At 53.6% G+C, this 15,337-nt stretch carries 14 protein-coding genes, 6 tRNA genes and 2 other RNA genes; 14 read left to right on the top strand and 8 right to left on the bottom strand.

Annotated features, from left to right (window positions below):
- Positions 1-74 precede the first annotated feature (74 nt).
- The gene (locus tag P9J57_RS06325) at positions 75-1,727 is read right to left on the bottom strand and encodes a thiamine pyrophosphate-binding protein (RefSeq protein WP_064374158.1); all 1,653 of its coding nucleotides are present in this window, start codon (positions 1,725-1,727) and stop codon (positions 75-77) included.
- Between the two features lie 219 nt (positions 1,728-1,946).
- Between P9J57_RS06325 and mgrA the strand changes: the two genes are divergently transcribed.
- Entirely contained in the window at positions 1,947-2,936 is a 990-nt protein-coding gene (gene mgrA, locus P9J57_RS06320; RefSeq protein WP_014594242.1) for an L-glyceraldehyde 3-phosphate reductase, read from the top strand.
- Between the two features lie 152 nt (positions 2,937-3,088).
- Positions 3,089-3,451: a DUF2502 domain-containing protein gene (locus tag P9J57_RS06315; RefSeq protein ID WP_013026625.1), complete on the top strand. Its 363-nt coding sequence runs from the start codon at positions 3,089-3,091 to the stop codon at positions 3,449-3,451.
- Between the two features lie 55 nt (positions 3,452-3,506).
- Here P9J57_RS06315 and P9J57_RS06310 read toward each other — a convergent pair whose 3' ends face one another.
- Together P9J57_RS06310 and P9J57_RS06305 are read right to left on the bottom strand one after the other, a co-directional pair.
- Positions 3,507-4,184, bottom strand: a complete 678-nt coding sequence (locus P9J57_RS06310; RefSeq protein ID WP_014594243.1) for an O-methyltransferase — start codon at positions 4,182-4,184, stop codon at positions 3,507-3,509.
- Positions 4,185-4,301: 117 nt separating this feature from the next.
- Complete coding sequence (locus tag P9J57_RS06305; protein WP_013026627.1) at positions 4,302-5,543, bottom strand: Nramp family divalent metal transporter; 1,242 nt, start codon at positions 5,541-5,543, stop codon at positions 4,302-4,304.
- A gap of 361 nt (positions 5,544-5,904) precedes the next feature.
- Here P9J57_RS06305 and P9J57_RS06300 point away from each other — a divergent pair, with 361 nt between their 5' ends.
- Together P9J57_RS06300 and P9J57_RS06295 are read left to right on the top strand one after the other, a co-directional pair.
- Positions 5,905-7,095 carry a NupC/NupG family nucleoside CNT transporter gene (locus tag P9J57_RS06300; protein WP_014594244.1) on the top strand — a complete coding sequence of 397 codons (1,191 nt, stop codon included), beginning with the start codon at positions 5,905-5,907 and terminating at the stop codon, positions 7,093-7,095.
- 225 nt (positions 7,096-7,320) lie between these two features.
- Positions 7,321-8,082 (top strand): nucleotidyltransferase domain-containing protein, encoded by a 762-nt coding sequence (locus P9J57_RS06295; RefSeq protein WP_210494149.1) that lies wholly within the window; start codon positions 7,321-7,323, stop codon positions 8,080-8,082.
- Between the two features lie 143 nt (positions 8,083-8,225).
- Here the strand turns inward: P9J57_RS06295 and P9J57_RS06290 are convergent.
- Together P9J57_RS06290 and P9J57_RS06285 are read right to left on the bottom strand one after the other, a co-directional pair.
- Positions 8,226-8,301, bottom strand: a tRNA-Ala gene (locus P9J57_RS06290).
- A gap of 46 nt (positions 8,302-8,347) precedes the next feature.
- A tRNA-Ala gene (locus tag P9J57_RS06285) sits at positions 8,348-8,423 on the bottom strand.
- A gap of 360 nt (positions 8,424-8,783) precedes the next feature.
- Between P9J57_RS06285 and P9J57_RS06280 the strand changes: the two genes are divergently transcribed.
- Positions 8,784-9,572: a formate/nitrite transporter family protein gene (locus P9J57_RS06280; protein WP_013026630.1), complete on the top strand. Its 789-nt coding sequence runs from the start codon at positions 8,784-8,786 to the stop codon at positions 9,570-9,572.
- A 112-nt stretch (positions 9,573-9,684) separates the two neighbouring features.
- Positions 9,685-10,038: a YfeC-like transcriptional regulator gene (locus P9J57_RS06275; RefSeq protein WP_024471562.1), complete on the top strand. Its 354-nt coding sequence runs from the start codon at positions 9,685-9,687 to the stop codon at positions 10,036-10,038.
- Positions 10,039-10,162: 124 nt separating this feature from the next.
- Here the strand turns inward: P9J57_RS06275 and gltX are convergent, their stop codons facing one another.
- Positions 10,163-11,581 carry a glutamate--tRNA ligase gene (gltX, locus tag P9J57_RS06270; RefSeq protein ID WP_013026632.1) on the bottom strand — a complete coding sequence of 473 codons (1,419 nt, stop codon included), beginning with the start codon at positions 11,579-11,581 and terminating at the stop codon, positions 10,163-10,165.
- 270 nt (positions 11,582-11,851) lie between these two features.
- Between gltX and P9J57_RS06265 the strand changes: the two genes are divergently transcribed.
- The 7 genes from P9J57_RS06265 (at position 11,852) to P9J57_RS06235 (ending at position 13,043) form a co-directional block, all read left to right on the top strand.
- A tRNA-Val gene (locus P9J57_RS06265) sits at positions 11,852-11,927 on the top strand.
- A 47-nt stretch (positions 11,928-11,974) separates the two neighbouring features.
- Positions 11,975-12,050: transfer RNA gene (locus P9J57_RS06260), tRNA-Val, on the top strand.
- 41 nt (positions 12,051-12,091) lie between these two features.
- Positions 12,092-12,167: transfer RNA gene (locus tag P9J57_RS06255), tRNA-Val, on the top strand.
- Between the two features lie 4 nt (positions 12,168-12,171).
- Positions 12,172-12,247, top strand: a tRNA-Lys gene (locus P9J57_RS06250).
- A gap of 31 nt (positions 12,248-12,278) precedes the next feature.
- Positions 12,279-12,410, top strand: a non-coding RNA gene (locus P9J57_RS06245) — RtT sRNA.
- A 31-nt stretch (positions 12,411-12,441) separates the two neighbouring features.
- Positions 12,442-12,573: non-coding RNA, RtT sRNA (locus tag P9J57_RS06240), on the top strand.
- Positions 12,574-12,692: 119 nt separating this feature from the next.
- Positions 12,693-13,043 (top strand): FlxA-like family protein, encoded by a 351-nt coding sequence (locus tag P9J57_RS06235; protein WP_013026633.1) that lies wholly within the window; start codon positions 12,693-12,695, stop codon positions 13,041-13,043.
- Here the strand turns inward: P9J57_RS06235 and P9J57_RS06230 are convergent.
- Positions 13,040-13,960: a LysR family transcriptional regulator gene (locus P9J57_RS06230; RefSeq protein ID WP_013026634.1), complete on the bottom strand. Its 921-nt coding sequence runs from the start codon at positions 13,958-13,960 to the stop codon at positions 13,040-13,042. The genes P9J57_RS06235 and P9J57_RS06230 overlap by 4 nt on opposite strands.
- 95 nt (positions 13,961-14,055) lie before the next feature.
- On the opposite strand from P9J57_RS06230, the gene P9J57_RS06225 reads away from it, so the two are divergent.
- Positions 14,056-15,063 (top strand): bile acid:sodium symporter family protein, encoded by a 1,008-nt coding sequence (locus tag P9J57_RS06225; RefSeq protein WP_013026635.1) that lies wholly within the window; start codon positions 14,056-14,058, stop codon positions 15,061-15,063.
- A gap of 55 nt (positions 15,064-15,118) precedes the next feature.
- Here the strand turns inward: P9J57_RS06225 and P9J57_RS06220 are convergent, their stop codons facing one another.
- A complete protein-coding gene (locus P9J57_RS06220; RefSeq protein ID WP_013026636.1) occupies positions 15,119-15,337 on the bottom strand; it encodes a DUF3820 family protein in 219 nt (72 codons plus the stop codon).

Here is a 15,337-nt window from a genome sequence, read left to right as displayed (position 1 = left end):
GGTGAGCGTCTGACTCGTGTGTGCAACAGCCTAACCGCGTTAGGCTGGCCTGCACAGAGGCAACTTTCCGAATCTCAACCGCCGTTGCGCTGGCTCAGGCAGGCTGAGACTTTGCGCAATAACGGCGGCAGGTCATCTTTTTGCATCACCACTTCAATAAACGACAGCCTGCGCTGCTGTGTGAGCTGCGCCATCAGCGCCTGGAGCTGCACGGTTTCACTGATGCGCCAACTCTGCGCCTGGCATTCCAGGCTCATCGCCTGCGGCAGCGCTGTCCAGTTCCATTGGGCAATATCATTATAACGTTGCGCGGCGCCGTGAATCGCCCGCTCCACAGTATAGCCTTCATTGTTTAGCAGAAAAATGAGGGGATGCTGTTGATCTCGCAGCATGGATCCTAACTCCTGGATGGTCAACTGGGCCGAACCGTCGCCAATAATCAGGATAACGCGCTGCCCGGGCCAGGCCGTTTGCGCACCAAACGCGGCGGGTAACGTATAACCGATAGAGCCCCAGAGCGGCTGCACTAAAAGCTGTGCCCCAACGGGCAACCGCAGAGATGCGGCACCAAATGCCGCCGTTCCCTGGTCCGCCAGAATAATATCGCCAGGCTGCAGAAACCCCTGCATCGCCTGCCAAAAAGCAGACTGGCTGATAAGAGCGGCGTCGGGAACCGGCTCTGCCGCCCGTGGCGCACAGGCGGCCTGCCAGCCTGCCCCCAGGCGTTCGAAGACGGGCAGCAGCGCCTGCAATGCCTCTGCCATCGACAACGGGGCAAACGTCTGTCCCGCTACGCTCGCGCTGTGCGGCTGAATATCGATAAGTCGTGCCTGACTGAACTGCTGCGTAAAACCCGCCGTAATGGTGTCGGTAAACCGCACGCCAGCACAAATCGTCACGTCCACCTCTTCAATTTGCTGCCGCACGTCACCTTCACTGCCTTCGCCGGCATAGGTACCAACAAAGCCCGGCTGCTGTTCATCCAGTACACCTTTACCCATTAACAACGTGGCACAGGGAAACGCACGTCCTGCCCGTAAGGCCGCCAGCGCCGGCTGCTGTTGCCAGCGCTGGGCAAGAAAATCGGCGAGCAGCGAAACCCGCTTCGCAGGTGCCAGCAACCGCTCTGCCGCCTGCTGAAATGCGATGCGCACCTCATCAGACGACGCGGTAGTGGGCATTAGCGGCTGATCAGGCGCAGAGGTTTGCCGCTGTGCAACGTCAACCGGCAGCATTAAATAGCCCGGACGATGCTGCTGAAGTGCAGTAAGTATAATCCTGTCGATTTCAGCCGTGGCATTGTCAGCCGTCAACGCTGCCGTTGCGGCGCTGACCTCCTTCGCCATTCGGATGAAGTGACCGAAGTCCCCGTCTCCCAGCGTATGATGCACACAATCCCCCTGCTGCATCGCCTGGCTTGATGGCGCGCCCACGATGTGGATGACTGGCAGGTATTCGGCAAAGCTGCCCGCCAGACCATTAATGGCGCTGAGTTCTCCGACGCCAAAGGTGGTCAGCAAGGCGGCTGCGCCCGTGCATCGCGCGTAGCCGTCTGCGGCGTAAGCGGCGTTCAGCTCATTGGCGCATCCCACCCAGCCAATATCCGGGTGCGCAATAACGCGGTCCAGAAACTGCAGATTGTAGTCACCCGGTACGCCGAACAAATGCCTGACGCCGCACTCCTGTAAGCGAGCCAACAGATAATCACCAACCGTAAAATCGGACATAGCGAATTCCTTTGAGGGGATTGTTCTGATAAGTATCTGACATGGCGAAAATTTGGCGAGAATGGCAGCAAATTTAGCCGATGTATTGCATGGCAAGCCCGCGTTACGACCGTGCATTATTCCGTGAATATGCGACTTCACACGAATTAATACTGAGTGTAAGCGTATACACTGAGGCGGTTTTGGCACATTTATTTGTTTTTTACTCAGGACCTTACTATGACAGCTTTCCCTCATCCGGACCGATATCAGCATATGCAGTGGCGTCGCAGTGGGCGCAGCGGCCTGAAACTTCCCGCGATTTCACTGGGCCTGTGGCATAACTTTGGCGACAACACGCAACTGGACGTGAGCCGTCAACTGCTGCGCCACGCGTTTGACCACGGCATTACGCATTTCGACCTGGCGAATAACTACGGCCCGCCTCCCGGCTCCGCCGAAGTGAATTTTGGCCGCATCATGCGTGAAGATTTTCAGGCTCATCGCGATGAACTGATTATTTCGACCAAAGCCGGTTACACCATGTGGGAAGGTCCTTATGGCGACTGGGGCTCCCGAAAATATCTGGTCGCGAGCCTGGACCAGAGCCTGCGTCGGATGGGGCTGGAATATGTCGATATCTTCTATCACCACCGTCCGGATCCGGACACGCCGCTAGAAGAAACCATGCGGGCGCTGGATCATGTGGTCAGGCAGGGTAAAGCGCTGTATGCGGCGATTTCAAACTATCCCGCGGAACGGGCAGCCGACGCGATGGCGATTCTGCGCGATCTGGGCACGCCGTGCCTGATCCACCAGCCTCGTTATTCGCTCTTTGAACGTACACCGGAACAGGGATTACTTCAGACGCTGGATGCGCATGGAGCAGGCTGTATTGCGTTCTCGCCGCTGGCGGGTGGCGTGCTGACCGATCGCTATTTGCAGGGCATCCCGCAGGATTCTCGCGTTGCCAGCGGCAGCAAATTCCTGAACGAAAGCCAGCTTACTGACGAAAAGATGGAAAAAGTTCGCAGGCTTAATGCTATTGCGCAACAGCGCGGCCAGAAGCTGGCACAGATGGCGCTGACGTGGGTACTGCGCGATCCCCGCATTACCTCGGTACTGATAGGCGCGAGTAAAACGGCGCAAATCGATGATGCCCTACAAATGCTGAGTCAGGCGCCCCTCAGGGATGATGAACTGGCCGCAATTGAGTCCGCGCTGCTGTAACCGCACCGCCTGGTTCGCCAGGCGGCTGCGCCAGAAAACTCTCAAACCTTTAGCTTTAACGGTTTTTCAGACGGCTTCCACAGGTTTCTCCGGCCTGATACCGACAAAATAGCGTATCAGCAGCGGAGACACGCTGCCGTCAGGAGAAAATCATGATACGTGGAATCTTACTGGCTGCCGTTGTAGCCATGTTAATGCCGCTGGCAATGCACACCGCTCAGGCCTCAGATACATCCGTGCGTCTCGCGCCCGGCGTAACGCTTCATCTGGGCGATCGCGACCGCCGAGGTTATTACTGGGACGGTCACCACTGGCGTGAGCCGCGCTGGTTTAACGATCGCTATGCTTATAAAGAGCGTCGCTGGTGGCGACACGAAGCGTGGCGACGTCATCAGCAGTGGGAACGCGAACGCCGCTGGCACGCACGCGACAGACAACGTCGCTGGGAGCATGAGCATCGCCACTGGCACGCTGAACGCCGCGAACACCATCGCTATCCTGAACGCTATCGCTAAAGCGCGCCTGTTGGCCCGAACGGGTTGGCAGGCCACCTGAGGTGTAGTGCCAGCTCTACTTCACTCTGGCCATGACAAAGCCATCCCAGCCCTTTTCGCCTACGGTTTGAATCGCCGTCGCGTCCAGCCGGGGATCGCTGGTAAGCAGTTGGAAAAATTCACGCACGCCCTGCACGTTGCAGTCTGTGGAAGCCGCCTCTGTTACCGCCCCGCCTCGTACAACGTTGTCGGCAATAATGACCGTGCCGGGGCGCGCCAGAGTGACTGCCCAACGCAGGTAGTGCGGATTGTTTCGCTTATCCGCATCGATAAAGATCAGGTCGAACGGCCCCTGCAGTTGAGGCAGCACGTCCAGCGCTGCACCGAGACGCAGATCGACACGTTCGGCCAGCCCTGCACGGTGGATGTTCTGCCTGGCAACCTGCGCATGATGGCTGTCAGCTTCGAGAGTGGTAATTTTCCCTTCCGCACCCAGCGCCTGAGCCATCCAGAGGGTGCTGTAACCTCCCAGCGTGCCAATTTCCAGCACGCGTGAGGCATTAATCATTTTGATAAACAGCCCGAGCATCTTGCCTTGCAGGGCAGAAACATCGTGAGCAGGCAGCCCCGCCTGACGGTTGGCGACAAGCGCGGCTTGAAAATGGCTATCGGCAGGAATAAGTTGCTGAGAAAAGTAGTCGTCGACCGCAGCCCATTTTGGCTGGTCTTCTGAAGGATAATCCGGTGTCCGCATCGTTCCGCTCCTGAATCAACAAGACAGAAGAAAATATAAACGGATGCGGATAAAGCTCAAGGCAACAGGCTTTAAAAGCTAAAGATGGGCTGCCTGACGGGTTGCCAGGCAGCGGCATTACATTCCCATCATCTGGCCGATCAGCAGATAGGCGTTAAGACTCACCACCAGCACCACGATGACGCGGCCGGTGTTTTGCATCAGTCGTGAATTGACCAATGCCTCGCCCATCAGCTCACGGTTGCCGGTGAAGGCCAGCAGCGGAATGAGAGCCAGCGCGATACCAAAGCTCAGCAACACCTGACTCATGACTAACACGCGCGTAGGATCCCAGCCGGCCCAGATCACAATAAACGAAGGCACCATGGTTACTGCGCGTCGCACCCACAGCGGAATATAGAATTTTATGAATCCCTGCATGACCACCTGTCCGGCCAGGGTGCCCACCACGGTAGAAGACAGCCCCGCCGCGACCAGGCTTAAGCCAAACACCGTGGCGGCAGCGTGGCCCAGTAACGGCTGCAACGTGGTGTAAGCCTGATCGAGCTCGGCAATCCCGCTGTGGCCGCTAAAATGGAAGGCGGCAGCGGCCGTGGCCATCATCGCCAGATTGACAAATCCCGCAATGGTCATGGCAATGGCGACATCAAGCTTGGTGGATGAATAGCGCCGGGCCTGACTGTCACTGCTTTTTCCCTGGGTCAATGCAGAATGCAGATAAATCACGTGCGGCATAATGGTGGCGCCCAGCACACCCGCAGCAAGAAAGACCGCATCCGCGTTGGGCAGAGACGGCAGCGCCATGCCTGTCACCAGTTCACTGACCTTGGGCTGGGAGAAAAACAGCTCCACAATGTACGCTGCCGCCACAAACAGCAGCAGGCCACCAATCACCAGCTCCAGCGGCTTTTGCCCACGGTTTTGCAGCATCAAAATAAGCACGGTGGCCACGCCGGTAAGCACAGCGCCCTGCATCAGGGACACACCCAGCAGCAGTTTAAAGCCCAGAGCGGCACCGATAAATTCTGCGAGATCGGTCGCCATCGCGATGATCTCCGCCTGTACCCAATAGAACCACACCGCCGGACGGGGAAAACGATCGCGGATGTGTTCCGCGAGGTTTTTGCCCGTCGCAATGCCCAATTTGGCTGACATCAACTGGATAAGCATCGCCATGATATTGGCCCATACCACGACCCAAAGGAGCTGGTAACCGTAAGCAGCACCCGCCTGGATATTGGTCGCAAAGTTGCCCGGATCGATATACCCGATAGCGGCGATAAAGGCGGGCCCCAACAGGGCGAGTTTCACTTTTCTTGCTCCGCGAGCGGCGCGCTCGGCGGCACGGCTTTCAAACATATTGGCTACCCTGTCGTTGGTTTACCTGTGCAGCTTAAAGCGACACAGGCGCAAGTGAAATGCGGTTTTAGTAATCAGTGTAATAGATAGTGCTATAAAGTATAGCCATTGCTATAAATTGGAGGTGCAGAATGCCTCAAGGTCAGGCGCAATTCCCCTACTCTACGTGTTGTTTAAATTACAGACAATAGGTTTAAGTGAATATGATGTGAACAATTTGGTTACAGGGCGTGATCGGTGAGAGTATTCTGAGAAAATTGGCGATATTGAATACTTATATTGTGGTGGAGATCTCGTTTTTCGGTAAGCCGTTACATAGAATACGCAGCAAAATACAATCCTCCTCAAATTTGGAGCAATCATGTCCCATATTTTGCAGTTTCTTTTAGCACTAGTGGTCGTTGGCGTGCTGGCCCTTCTGGTCAGCCACGACAGAAAAAGTATTCGGGTTCGCTACATCGTACAGCTTCTGGTTATCGAGATCGTTCTGGCATGGTTCTTCCTGAACTCGGAAGCCGGTCTGGGATTCGTCAAAGGATTTGCCGGTTTCTTCGATCATCTTCTGAAATATGCCGCTCAGGGTACCAACTTCGTGTTCGGTAACATGAATGATAAAGGCCTGGCGTTCTTCTTCCTGAACGTATTGTGCCCCATCGTGTTCATCTCAGCCCTGATTGGTATTCTTCAGCACTTCCGCATCCTGCCATGGGTCATCCGTGGAATTGGTACCGTGCTGTCTAAGATCAACGGCATGGGCAAACTGGAATCTTTCAACGCCGTAAGCTCTCTGATTTTGGGACAGTCTGAGAACTTTATCGCGTACAAAGATATTCTGGGCAAAATGTCACAACGCCGTATGTACACCATGGCGGCCACTGCGATGTCGACGGTTTCCATGTCTATCGTGGGCGCTTACATGACCATGCTGCAACCTAAGTATGTTGTCGCCGCGCTGGTGCTGAATATGTTCAGTACCTTTATCGTGCTGTCGCTCATCAACCCTTACCGCGTTGACAGCGAAGAAGATCTGCAACTGCAGGATCTGCATCAGGGTCAGAGCTTCTTTGAAATGCTGGGCGAGTACATTCTTGCCGGTTTCCGCGTCGCCATCATCGTTGCAGCCATGCTGATCGGTTTTATCGCACTGATTTCGGGCCTGAACGCGCTGTTTGACTTCATCTTCGGCGTGACCTTCCAGGGCGTGCTGGGTTATGTCTTCTACCCCTTTGCGTGGGTGATGGGCGTGCCATCAGGCGAAGCCCTGCAGGTCGGCAGCATCATGGCAACCAAACTGGTTTCCAACGAGTTTGTAGCCATGATGGATCTGCAGAAAATTGCCGGTCAGCTGTCACCGAACGCGGAAGGCATCCTGTCAGTATTCTTAGTCTCATTCGCCAACTTCTCATCTATCGGCATCGTCGCTGGCGCCATCAAGGGACTGAACGAAGAGCAAGGTAACGTGGTTTCACGCTTCGGTCTGAAACTGCTGTACGGCTCAACGCTGGTCAGCGTGCTGTCTGCGGCGATTGCAGGCCTGGTACTGGCATTCTGAGTTCGCGTTCTGCCCACATTAAGGCGAGTCAAACGACTCGCCTTTTTTGTCTCCCTCCCATCCATAACTCCTTGCCCGCCGGAACCTGAGTGCCGGGCAAGAAAGTTGACCCCATCTGTCGCCCTGATAAATACTGCCCTTGTCTGCTGAGCGGAAGATCTCGCGGTTTACCACGCACCTCCGCATCGTTCAGTTATCGACTGTGTTTGCCATACAGGAGCCATTATGAGCCTGGATCCACAGGGTTTTATTCTTACCCTGCCCTTTGCAGACGTTCAGCCCGCGTTTCAGGCTGTCATTGACGATGCCCTGGCCCAACTGAGCGCTGACTATCGGGATAGCCTGCACAGCGTTTATCTTTACGGCAGCGTAGCGTCGGGAAGCGCCGTTGAGGGAGAATCTGATTTGGACCTGTGCCTGATATTCCGCCATTCACCTGATCAGGTGCAGCAAAACAGCCTGGCCGATCTGAAAAAGGCGCTGGCCGTGAAGCATCCGGTAGTGAGTAAAGTCGATTTTGATATCGGCACGCTCAATGAGGCCCGCGCGCCGGAGAACAGCCTTTCCTGGGGATTCTGGCTGAAGCACCATTGCCGCTGTCTCTATGGCCAGGATCTCTCTGTGCTTTTTGCGCTTTACAGGCCATCCCGCGCGCTGGCGTGGGCGATAAACCGCGATGTCACAGAGGTGCTGAGCGAGTATGCAACGCGCCTGTCCCGCGCCAGCCAGCCCTGGCAGCAGCGGCCACTTCAGCGCGCGGCTGCCAGAAAACTGATTCGCGCCACCAATATGTTACGCAAAGATAGCGACACGGACTGGCCGCGCAGCCTTGAGGAGCACGTTGAGCGGTTCGTTGCGCGTTATCCGGCGCGTGAAGCGGCAATGGCCTTCTTTTTCGCAGAAAGTCAGGCACCACGGGCGACGGCTGAGGCGTTTATTCTACAGCTTAATGACTTCCGTCGATGGCTGACGCAACAATTAGGCTGAATTCAGGCACAACGCCAGATGATAAACGCCTGCTGTGTTGCAGAAAGATAATGTCAAAGAGGATAAATCGCACAGGCACGCTATATACGCTTGTGTGTGGATTGACGAAGAGAAATATCAGAAAGGCTGAGAAGCCAGAGATTTGGTGGAGATAAGCGGGATCGAACCGCTGACCTCTTGCATGCCATGCAAGCGCTCTCCCAGCTGAGCTATACCCCCACATCTGGAAATCATTTTTTCAGTGCCAAACTTTTGGGAAGAAGTTTGGTGGAGCTAAGCGGGATCGAACCGCTGACCTCTTGCATGCCATGCAAGCGCTCTCCCAGCTGAGCTATAGCCCCGAACCGAAAAAACCGTCGTGTTAAGCGACGGACGGCATAATATGCAACCCCCCATGGAGTGTCAACGGCAAAATCACATTCTGTGTTTGATCGCTGAAAAAGACGGCAAACTTAGCGTGATGACGTGCGTTTGTTTCTCTCCTGCCCTTGTTAACATCGTGAAAGGAGCCTGGTTGAAGAGTAACTTTTTATCGGCAGTTAAGTTAATTCACGGTTAAATATGTTATGGGAATTATCTTGTCTTCCCGGTAATGTCGTGTAAAACTTAGCCCGCTATCTAATACGGCTGCATGGTTTTCTCCAGCGCACCGTTCTTCAACCAGGCGTTTTCGCTCCAATACTAAAATCAATAGAGAATATATGTCGCTGCATACACCCAAAGAGATCGCCCAACTGGCGATTCAGGCTGGCGTGGCAAAAAGCCATGCTTCCATTAGCTCCTTAATAATTCTTGGCTTCATGGCAGGTGCCTTTATTGCTACAGGTTTCTTGCTGGATGTTCATGTCATTAACTCTCTGCCTGCTGACTGGGGCTCATTTGGCGGCTTCTTAGGGGCTGCGGTGTTCCCGGTGGGATTGATCCTGACCATTCTGGCCGGTGGCGAACTGTTAACCGGTAATATGATGACGTTGCCTGTTGCCTGGTTTGCACGCCGTATTAGTGGCTACAGCGTATTACGCAACTGGTTCTGGGTAACGATTGCAAACTTCCTTGGCAGCATCGCTATCGCCTGGTTCTTTGGCCACATGCTGGCCATGACCGAGGGTGATTACCTGAAAAAGACGCTGGCGATTGCGAATGCCAAAGTCCATGCCGATTTCCTGCATGCGTTCATTTCTGGCATCGGTTGTAACTGGCTGGTATGTCTTGCCGTGTGGCTCGCCTTCGCCAGTAAAGATGTGGTCGGCAAAATTTTCGCGATGTGGTTCCCGGTCATGGCGTTTGTGGCCATTGGTTTCCAGCACGTTGTGGCGAATATGTTCATTATTCCTGCTGCGATCTTTGCCGGACAGATGAGCTGGGCTGAATATTTGCCTAACTTCGTGGCGGTATTCTTAGGTAACGCCGTCGGCGGTGCCGTTTTCGTTGGTCTGGCTTACTTCCTCGCTTTCCGCCCCGCAGCCGAGCAGCCAAGCACTGCGCAATAAACAATCCCCTGCCTTTTGTTGAGAGACAAAAGGCAATTTCGTTTCCTGTTACTTTCACGCGTTACGATTTGCTGTAATATGTATGGCTAATGTATTGAACAGGGACAGCATCGTGAAAAAGGAATGGCTAACTCCGGAAGAACTGGCAATCGAAACGGGCTACAGTCGGCAGACGGTGAACAAATGGATCAAACGCGAGAACTGGACGACCACGCCAAAACCCGGCGTTCAGGGCGGAAAAGCCAGATTGATTCATATTGATGAACGCGTGAAAAGTTTCATTCAGTCGACGCGCAACCTTAATGAACCCACGGCAAATTATACTCCCCCACCGAATTCATTACCTGCGTTATTGATAAGTTCTGTCCAGCAAATGAGTCAGAACGAGCAAGATCAGCTCACGGCGTTGATTTTGCGGGAAGGGATAAAAGGTGTGCTTGATCGACTGGGCATTCACGAACAATAAAAAAACCGGAAGCGCGATGCTTCCGGTTTTTTTTCGTCTCAGACAATCACGTCCCGCGGCCTGGCCTTCCTCGGTTAATGCAGAAAGCGCTCGGCCGCAAGCCGCCTCTCGTGGAAGAGAACGGTTACTGGCTCTGTGCTTCACGCTCAGCAATAAAGGCCAGTGCTTTTTCAATACGCTCAACGCTGCGGCTACGGCCAATGGCTTCCACCGTCACATCCAGTCCGGGAGACTGACCGGCGCCGGTGACGGCGACGCGCAGCGGCATGCCGACTTTGCCCATGCCCACACCCAGCTCATCCGCGCTCTGCTGAATAGCCTGATGCACTGTTTCTGCATTCCAGTCAGTCAATGCGGCCAGCTTGTCGCGAACCACTTCCAGCGGCTGACGCGCGACTGGACGTAAATGCTTTTTCGCGGCATCGGCATCGAATTCTGAAAAATCCTGATAGAAATAGTGACACGATGCGGCCATCTCTTTCAGCGTCTTGCAGCGCTCGCCCAGCAAGGTCACCAACTTTGCCAGTTCCGGGCCAGTGCGGGTATCAATGTTCTGCTGTTCAATATGCCACTGCAGATGGGTTGCCACGTACTCGGGCGGCAGCGCATTAATATAGTGGTGATTTAGCCACTGCAGTTTTTCGGTATTAAAGGCGCTGGCCGATTTACTGACCGCGTCCAGGCTAAACAGCGCCGTCATCTCTTTGACAGAGAAAATTTCCTGATCGCCATGTGACCAGCCCAGACGTACCAGATAGTTAAGCAACGCCTCTGGCAGATAGCCGTCATCACGGTATTGCATCACGCCTACTGCACCATGACGTTTAGACAGTTTCTTACCGTCGTCACCCAGAATCATCGAAACGTGGGCATAAACCGGCACCTGTGCGCCTATCGCCTTCAGGATATTGATCTGACGCGGTGTGTTGTTGATGTGGTCTTCACCGCGCACAACGTGGGTGATGCCCATGTCCCAGTCATCGACCACGACGCAGAAGTTGTAAGTCGGTGAGCCATCGGTACGGCGGATGATCAGATCGTCCAGCTCCTGGTTACTGAACTCAATCGGACCGCGAATCTGATCGTCAAAAATAACAGAGCCTTCCTGTGGATTACGGAAGCGCACTACATGCGGCTCATCAGCGGCATGATGCTCATGGCTGTCACGGCAGCGGCCGTCATAGCGGGGTTTTTCGCCGTTGGCCATCTGCGTTTCACGCAGCGCTTCAAGACGTTCTTTCGAGCAGTAACATTTATAGGCAGTACCCGCTTCCTGCATTTCATCAATGACGGCGTTGTAGCGGTCGAAGCGTTTGGTCTGGTAATAAGGGCCTTCATCCCAGTCCAGGCTCAGCCAGTTCATCCCATCCATAATAGCTTCGATGGCTTCCGGTGTAGAACGCTCAAGATCGGTATCTTCAATGCGCAGTACAAACTCGCCCTGATGATGACGGGCAAAGAGCCATGAGTAGAGTGCGGTACGAGCGCCACCTACGTGTAAGAAGCCGGTAGGGCTTGGCGCGAAGCGAGTTTTGATTTTCATTCAGTATTGCCTTAAATGCGCAGGTTCGTTGTCTGGATGACAAAAAACGGGTTAGACGCGAAAACAGTGCGCATATTCTAGCATCTGATGATGAATCCTCAATGCATGCAAGACAGCAGAGCGGCAGCAAAGCCTGTATTTCTGCTAAGAAAACCAGCACATTGGATAAAATCCCTGCGGGATGTTTAAAATTAAACCGAACGCACAATTATGTTTTAAAAAGCGTTGACTCAAAATCAACTATCCCTATAATGCGACTCCACACAGCGGGGGTGATTAGCTCAGTTGGTAGAGCATCTCCCTTACAAGGAGGGGGTCGGCGGTTCGAACCCGTCATCACCCACCACTCTTAAGAAGGTTTAAGGTGGCCCGCAGTGACAAGAGATAAGATATGGGTGATTAGCTCAGTTGGTAGAGCATCTCCCTTACAAGGAGGGGGTCGGCGGTTCGAACCCGTCATCACCCACCATATCTTAGTCAGATGACACTCTTGTGAAGCAGTACCGAAGTGGGTGATTAGCTCAGTTGGTAGAGCATCTCCCTTACAAGGAGGGGGTCGGCGGTTCGAACCCGTCATCACCCACCACTTCGGGTCGTTAGCTCAGTTGGTAGAGCAGTTGACTTTTAATCAATTGGTCGCAGGTTCGAATCCTGCACGACCCACCAATGTTGAAAGGCGCCCTAAAGGCGCCTTTTTGCTGTGCGTAAAACGTGCGGGATGAGAACCTGCTGCAGGTTCGACTGAATCGCAAAGCGATTCAGGCTGATGCGCCAGCATCACCCGCAGGGCGAGGCCCACCGGGCCGAGGCAATCCTGCACGACCCACCAATGTTGAAAGGCGCCCTAAAGGCGCCTTTTTGCTGTGCGTAAAACGTGCAGGATGAGAACCTGCCGCAGGTTCGACTGAATCGCAAAGCGGTTCAGGCTGATGCGCCAGCATCACCCGCAGGGCGAGGCCCACCGGGCCGAGGCAATCCTGCACGACCCACCAAATTTATCCGTCCTGACGCCAGACTGTAAGAATCTTTTCGTAAAATTAACATTTTGGGGCATTAAGCTTTTGCGGCAAGCGTCCGATAACCTAAAACGTCTATTTGCAAGGAGATCATAATGACAACGATATTAACCAGCACGCCGAGTATCGGAAGCAGCAGTTCATCAGACACAACCAACTCAAGTGATACCGCATCACAAATCGCCAGCCTGAATAAGCAGATTTCTCGTCTCAACGACCAACTGAAAAGTTTGGGTGACGATAAGACGATGACCACAGAGCAGAAAAAGAAGCAGCAAGATACGATTAAGGCACAAATCCAGGTTTTAGAAGCGCAAATCCAGCAGTTACAACGCAAAGAGCAACAGAAAGCTGAAGCAAAGCAGGCGCAAAAAGAAGGTAATACTGCATCTGCAGATGGCGTTAACCGCCCGACGCAGACCAATCAACTCGATGTCTATATCTAAAACGCCGGTCTTGACTCGCGTTGTTGCGTCAGCAATCTTGCCTGCTGACGCACCTCCTGCCAGATCGCTTCGGCCGCTGGCGTTAATGAGCGATTTTTACGCTTAATTAAAGTCAGGGTGCGATTGATCTCCGGATAAAGACGGCGCACCGTCAGCGCCCGTCCTGCCGGAAGCGGTAACGCTAGCGCCGGTAAAATGCTAATCCCAATGCCGGCATCGACCATAGGAAACAGCGTCGCGGGATGGCCGATCTCCTGAACGACATTAACGTTGATATTTTGCTGGCGTAAAGCCGCATCAATTAATACCCGGCTACCTGACGCGTAATCCTGCAGCACCATCGTTCGCCCATCTAACAGAGACCAGTTTGCCTGAGCAACGTCGGCAAGCGGATCGTCCTCACGACATAACAGCAAAAAAGGTTCATCCAGAATAGCGCAGCCGTCAAAATCGGTGTCGTTAAGCGGTCCGATCACGATGCCAAAATCCACTTCAGCATTGCGGACGCTTTCTAACACCCACTGCTGTACGCGGTCGTGCAAAATGATTTTTATGTCCGGATAGCTATGCTGGCTGGCAGCAAGGCACTGCGGCATCAGGTGCGCAGAGATGGTCTGACTGGCCGCGATTCGCACCGTGCCACTGCGCTGTTCACCGTAGCTGCGAATATCAAGCAGCGTTGTGTTTATCTCTTCGAGCAGCCTTTCCATGCGGGAGGCCAGCTGTTGGCCGGCCTCGGTCAGCACGACTTCGCGCGTCGTCCTGTCCAGCAGGCGAACGCCAATTTCATTTTCCAGCTCTTTTATGCTGTGGCTTACGGCCGACTGGCTCAGACCAATAGCCTGCCCTGCCTGACTAAAACCGCCGTAATGCGCTACAGCAACAAAGGTGCGTAGCTGACGCAAAGAGTAATTCATCGATTTCTCACATAGATTAATCTAATAAATCAATTTTATTTCTAAACCCACATCGCGCACAATCACCTCAGCCTAAATTTAACCGGATTTTAACGATGGGATTTTTACGTATAGACCCAATGATGATAAAGCTTATCATCACCGTATTATTGGCCTCTTTTATTCCTGCCAGAGGTCATTTTGTTGACTTTTTTCAGTACCTGACCACCGCCGCGATTGCGCTGCTTTTCTTTATGCATGGCGCCAAATTGTCGCGGGAAAAAATCATTGCCGGTAGCAGCCACTGGCGGCTCCATCTCTGGATTATGTGCAGTACCTTTGTGCTGTTCCCGGCTATCGGTATGTTAATTGTCTGGTGGCATCCGGTGAAAGTTGGTGCCGAGATTTATACCGGCTTCCTCTATCTGTGTATTTTACCGGCCACGGTACAGTCAGCTATCGCCTTTACCTCAATGGCGGGCGGAAACGTTGCTGCCGCGGTCTGTAGCGCCTCGGCATCTTCCCTGCTGGGCGTATTTATCTCCCCCCTGCTGGTGAATCTGGTTATGGACGTTAACAACAGCGGACCGGGTGATGGCCTTGAGCAGGTGGGTAAAATCATGCTGCAGCTGTTGGTGCCTTTTGTTTTAGGCCATCTGTCACGTCGCTGGATCAGCGGCTGGGTGGAAAGAAACCGGAGTCTGATTGGTATTACGGATCAAACCTCTATTCTGTTGGTGGTCTATTCCGCCTTCAGTGAAGCGGTGGTAAACGGCATCTGGAAACGGGTTGGCGTTGATACGCTGCTGTGGATTCTGGCGGGATGTCTACTGCTGCTGACTATCGTTCTGTTGATTAACTACTTTGCCTCTCGCCTGTTTGGCTTCAGCCGTCAGGATGAGATCGTTGTCCTGTTCTGTGGTTCCAAAAAGAGTCTGGCAAACGGTGTGCCGATGGCGAACATTCTGTTCCCCGCCAGCGCCGTGGGCATTATCGTCTTGCCACTGATGATCTTTCATCAGGTGCAGCTGATGGTGTGTTCGTTTATTGCCGGGCGTTATAAGAAAACCAATGCGTTGCAGGCTAAAAAAGATAAAGCCGCCGTGGTGGAATCGCAGAAATAACCGAAACGCGTAGGAAATCGTTGCCTCGTTTGCTCAATATAACGAGGCAGCGTAATTACTCACCGCGCTTCAGGGGCTTCACCAGGCCTTCCAGCCCTTCAATTTTAATCGTCAACGTCAGTTGCATCAGCTCACCTAAACGTCCTGAAGGAAAGTCGCCACTGCGGGCGAACCACAGCAGGTAAGGCTCAGGCAAATCAATCAGCACCCGGCCTTTGTATTTGCCAAACGGCATGACCGTGTTAGCTATTTCAACCAGATACTGTTTGTCCAT

It is taken from the genome of Pantoea sp. nfd-35, assembly GCF_056892255.1.
This window is presented reverse-complemented; position numbering and strand designations above follow the sequence as displayed.

Bases quoted from the DNA above. Each gene is read 5' to 3' on its own strand.
- P9J57_RS06325 (WP_064374158.1), bottom strand. From the start codon at position 1,727: ATGTCCGATTTTACGGTTGGTGATTATCTGTTGGCTCGCTTACAGGAG.
- mgrA (WP_014594242.1), top strand. From the start codon at position 1,947: ATGACAGCTTTCCCTCATCCGGACCGATATCAGCATATGCAGTGGCGT.
- P9J57_RS06315 (WP_013026625.1), top strand. From the start codon at position 3,089: ATGATACGTGGAATCTTACTGGCTGCCGTTGTAGCCATGTTAATGCCG.
- P9J57_RS06310 (WP_014594243.1), bottom strand. From the start codon at position 4,184: ATGCGGACACCGGATTATCCTTCAGAAGACCAGCCAAAATGGGCTGCG.
- P9J57_RS06305 (WP_013026627.1), bottom strand. From the start codon at position 5,543: ATGTTTGAAAGCCGTGCCGCCGAGCGCGCCGCTCGCGGAGCAAGAAAA.
- P9J57_RS06300 (WP_014594244.1), top strand. From the start codon at position 5,905: ATGTCCCATATTTTGCAGTTTCTTTTAGCACTAGTGGTCGTTGGCGTG.
- P9J57_RS06295 (WP_210494149.1), top strand. From the start codon at position 7,321: ATGAGCCTGGATCCACAGGGTTTTATTCTTACCCTGCCCTTTGCAGAC.
- P9J57_RS06280 (WP_013026630.1), top strand. From the start codon at position 8,784: ATGTCGCTGCATACACCCAAAGAGATCGCCCAACTGGCGATTCAGGCT.
- gltX (WP_013026632.1), bottom strand. From the start codon at position 11,581: ATGAAAATCAAAACTCGCTTCGCGCCAAGCCCTACCGGCTTCTTACAC.
- P9J57_RS06235 (WP_013026633.1), top strand. From the start codon at position 12,693: ATGACAACGATATTAACCAGCACGCCGAGTATCGGAAGCAGCAGTTCA.
- P9J57_RS06230 (WP_013026634.1), bottom strand. From the start codon at position 13,960: ATGAATTACTCTTTGCGTCAGCTACGCACCTTTGTTGCTGTAGCGCAT.
- P9J57_RS06225 (WP_013026635.1), top strand. From the start codon at position 14,056: ATGGGATTTTTACGTATAGACCCAATGATGATAAAGCTTATCATCACC.
- P9J57_RS06220 (WP_013026636.1), bottom strand. From the start codon at position 15,337: ATGGACAAACAGTATCTGGTTGAAATAGCTAACACGGTCATGCCGTTT.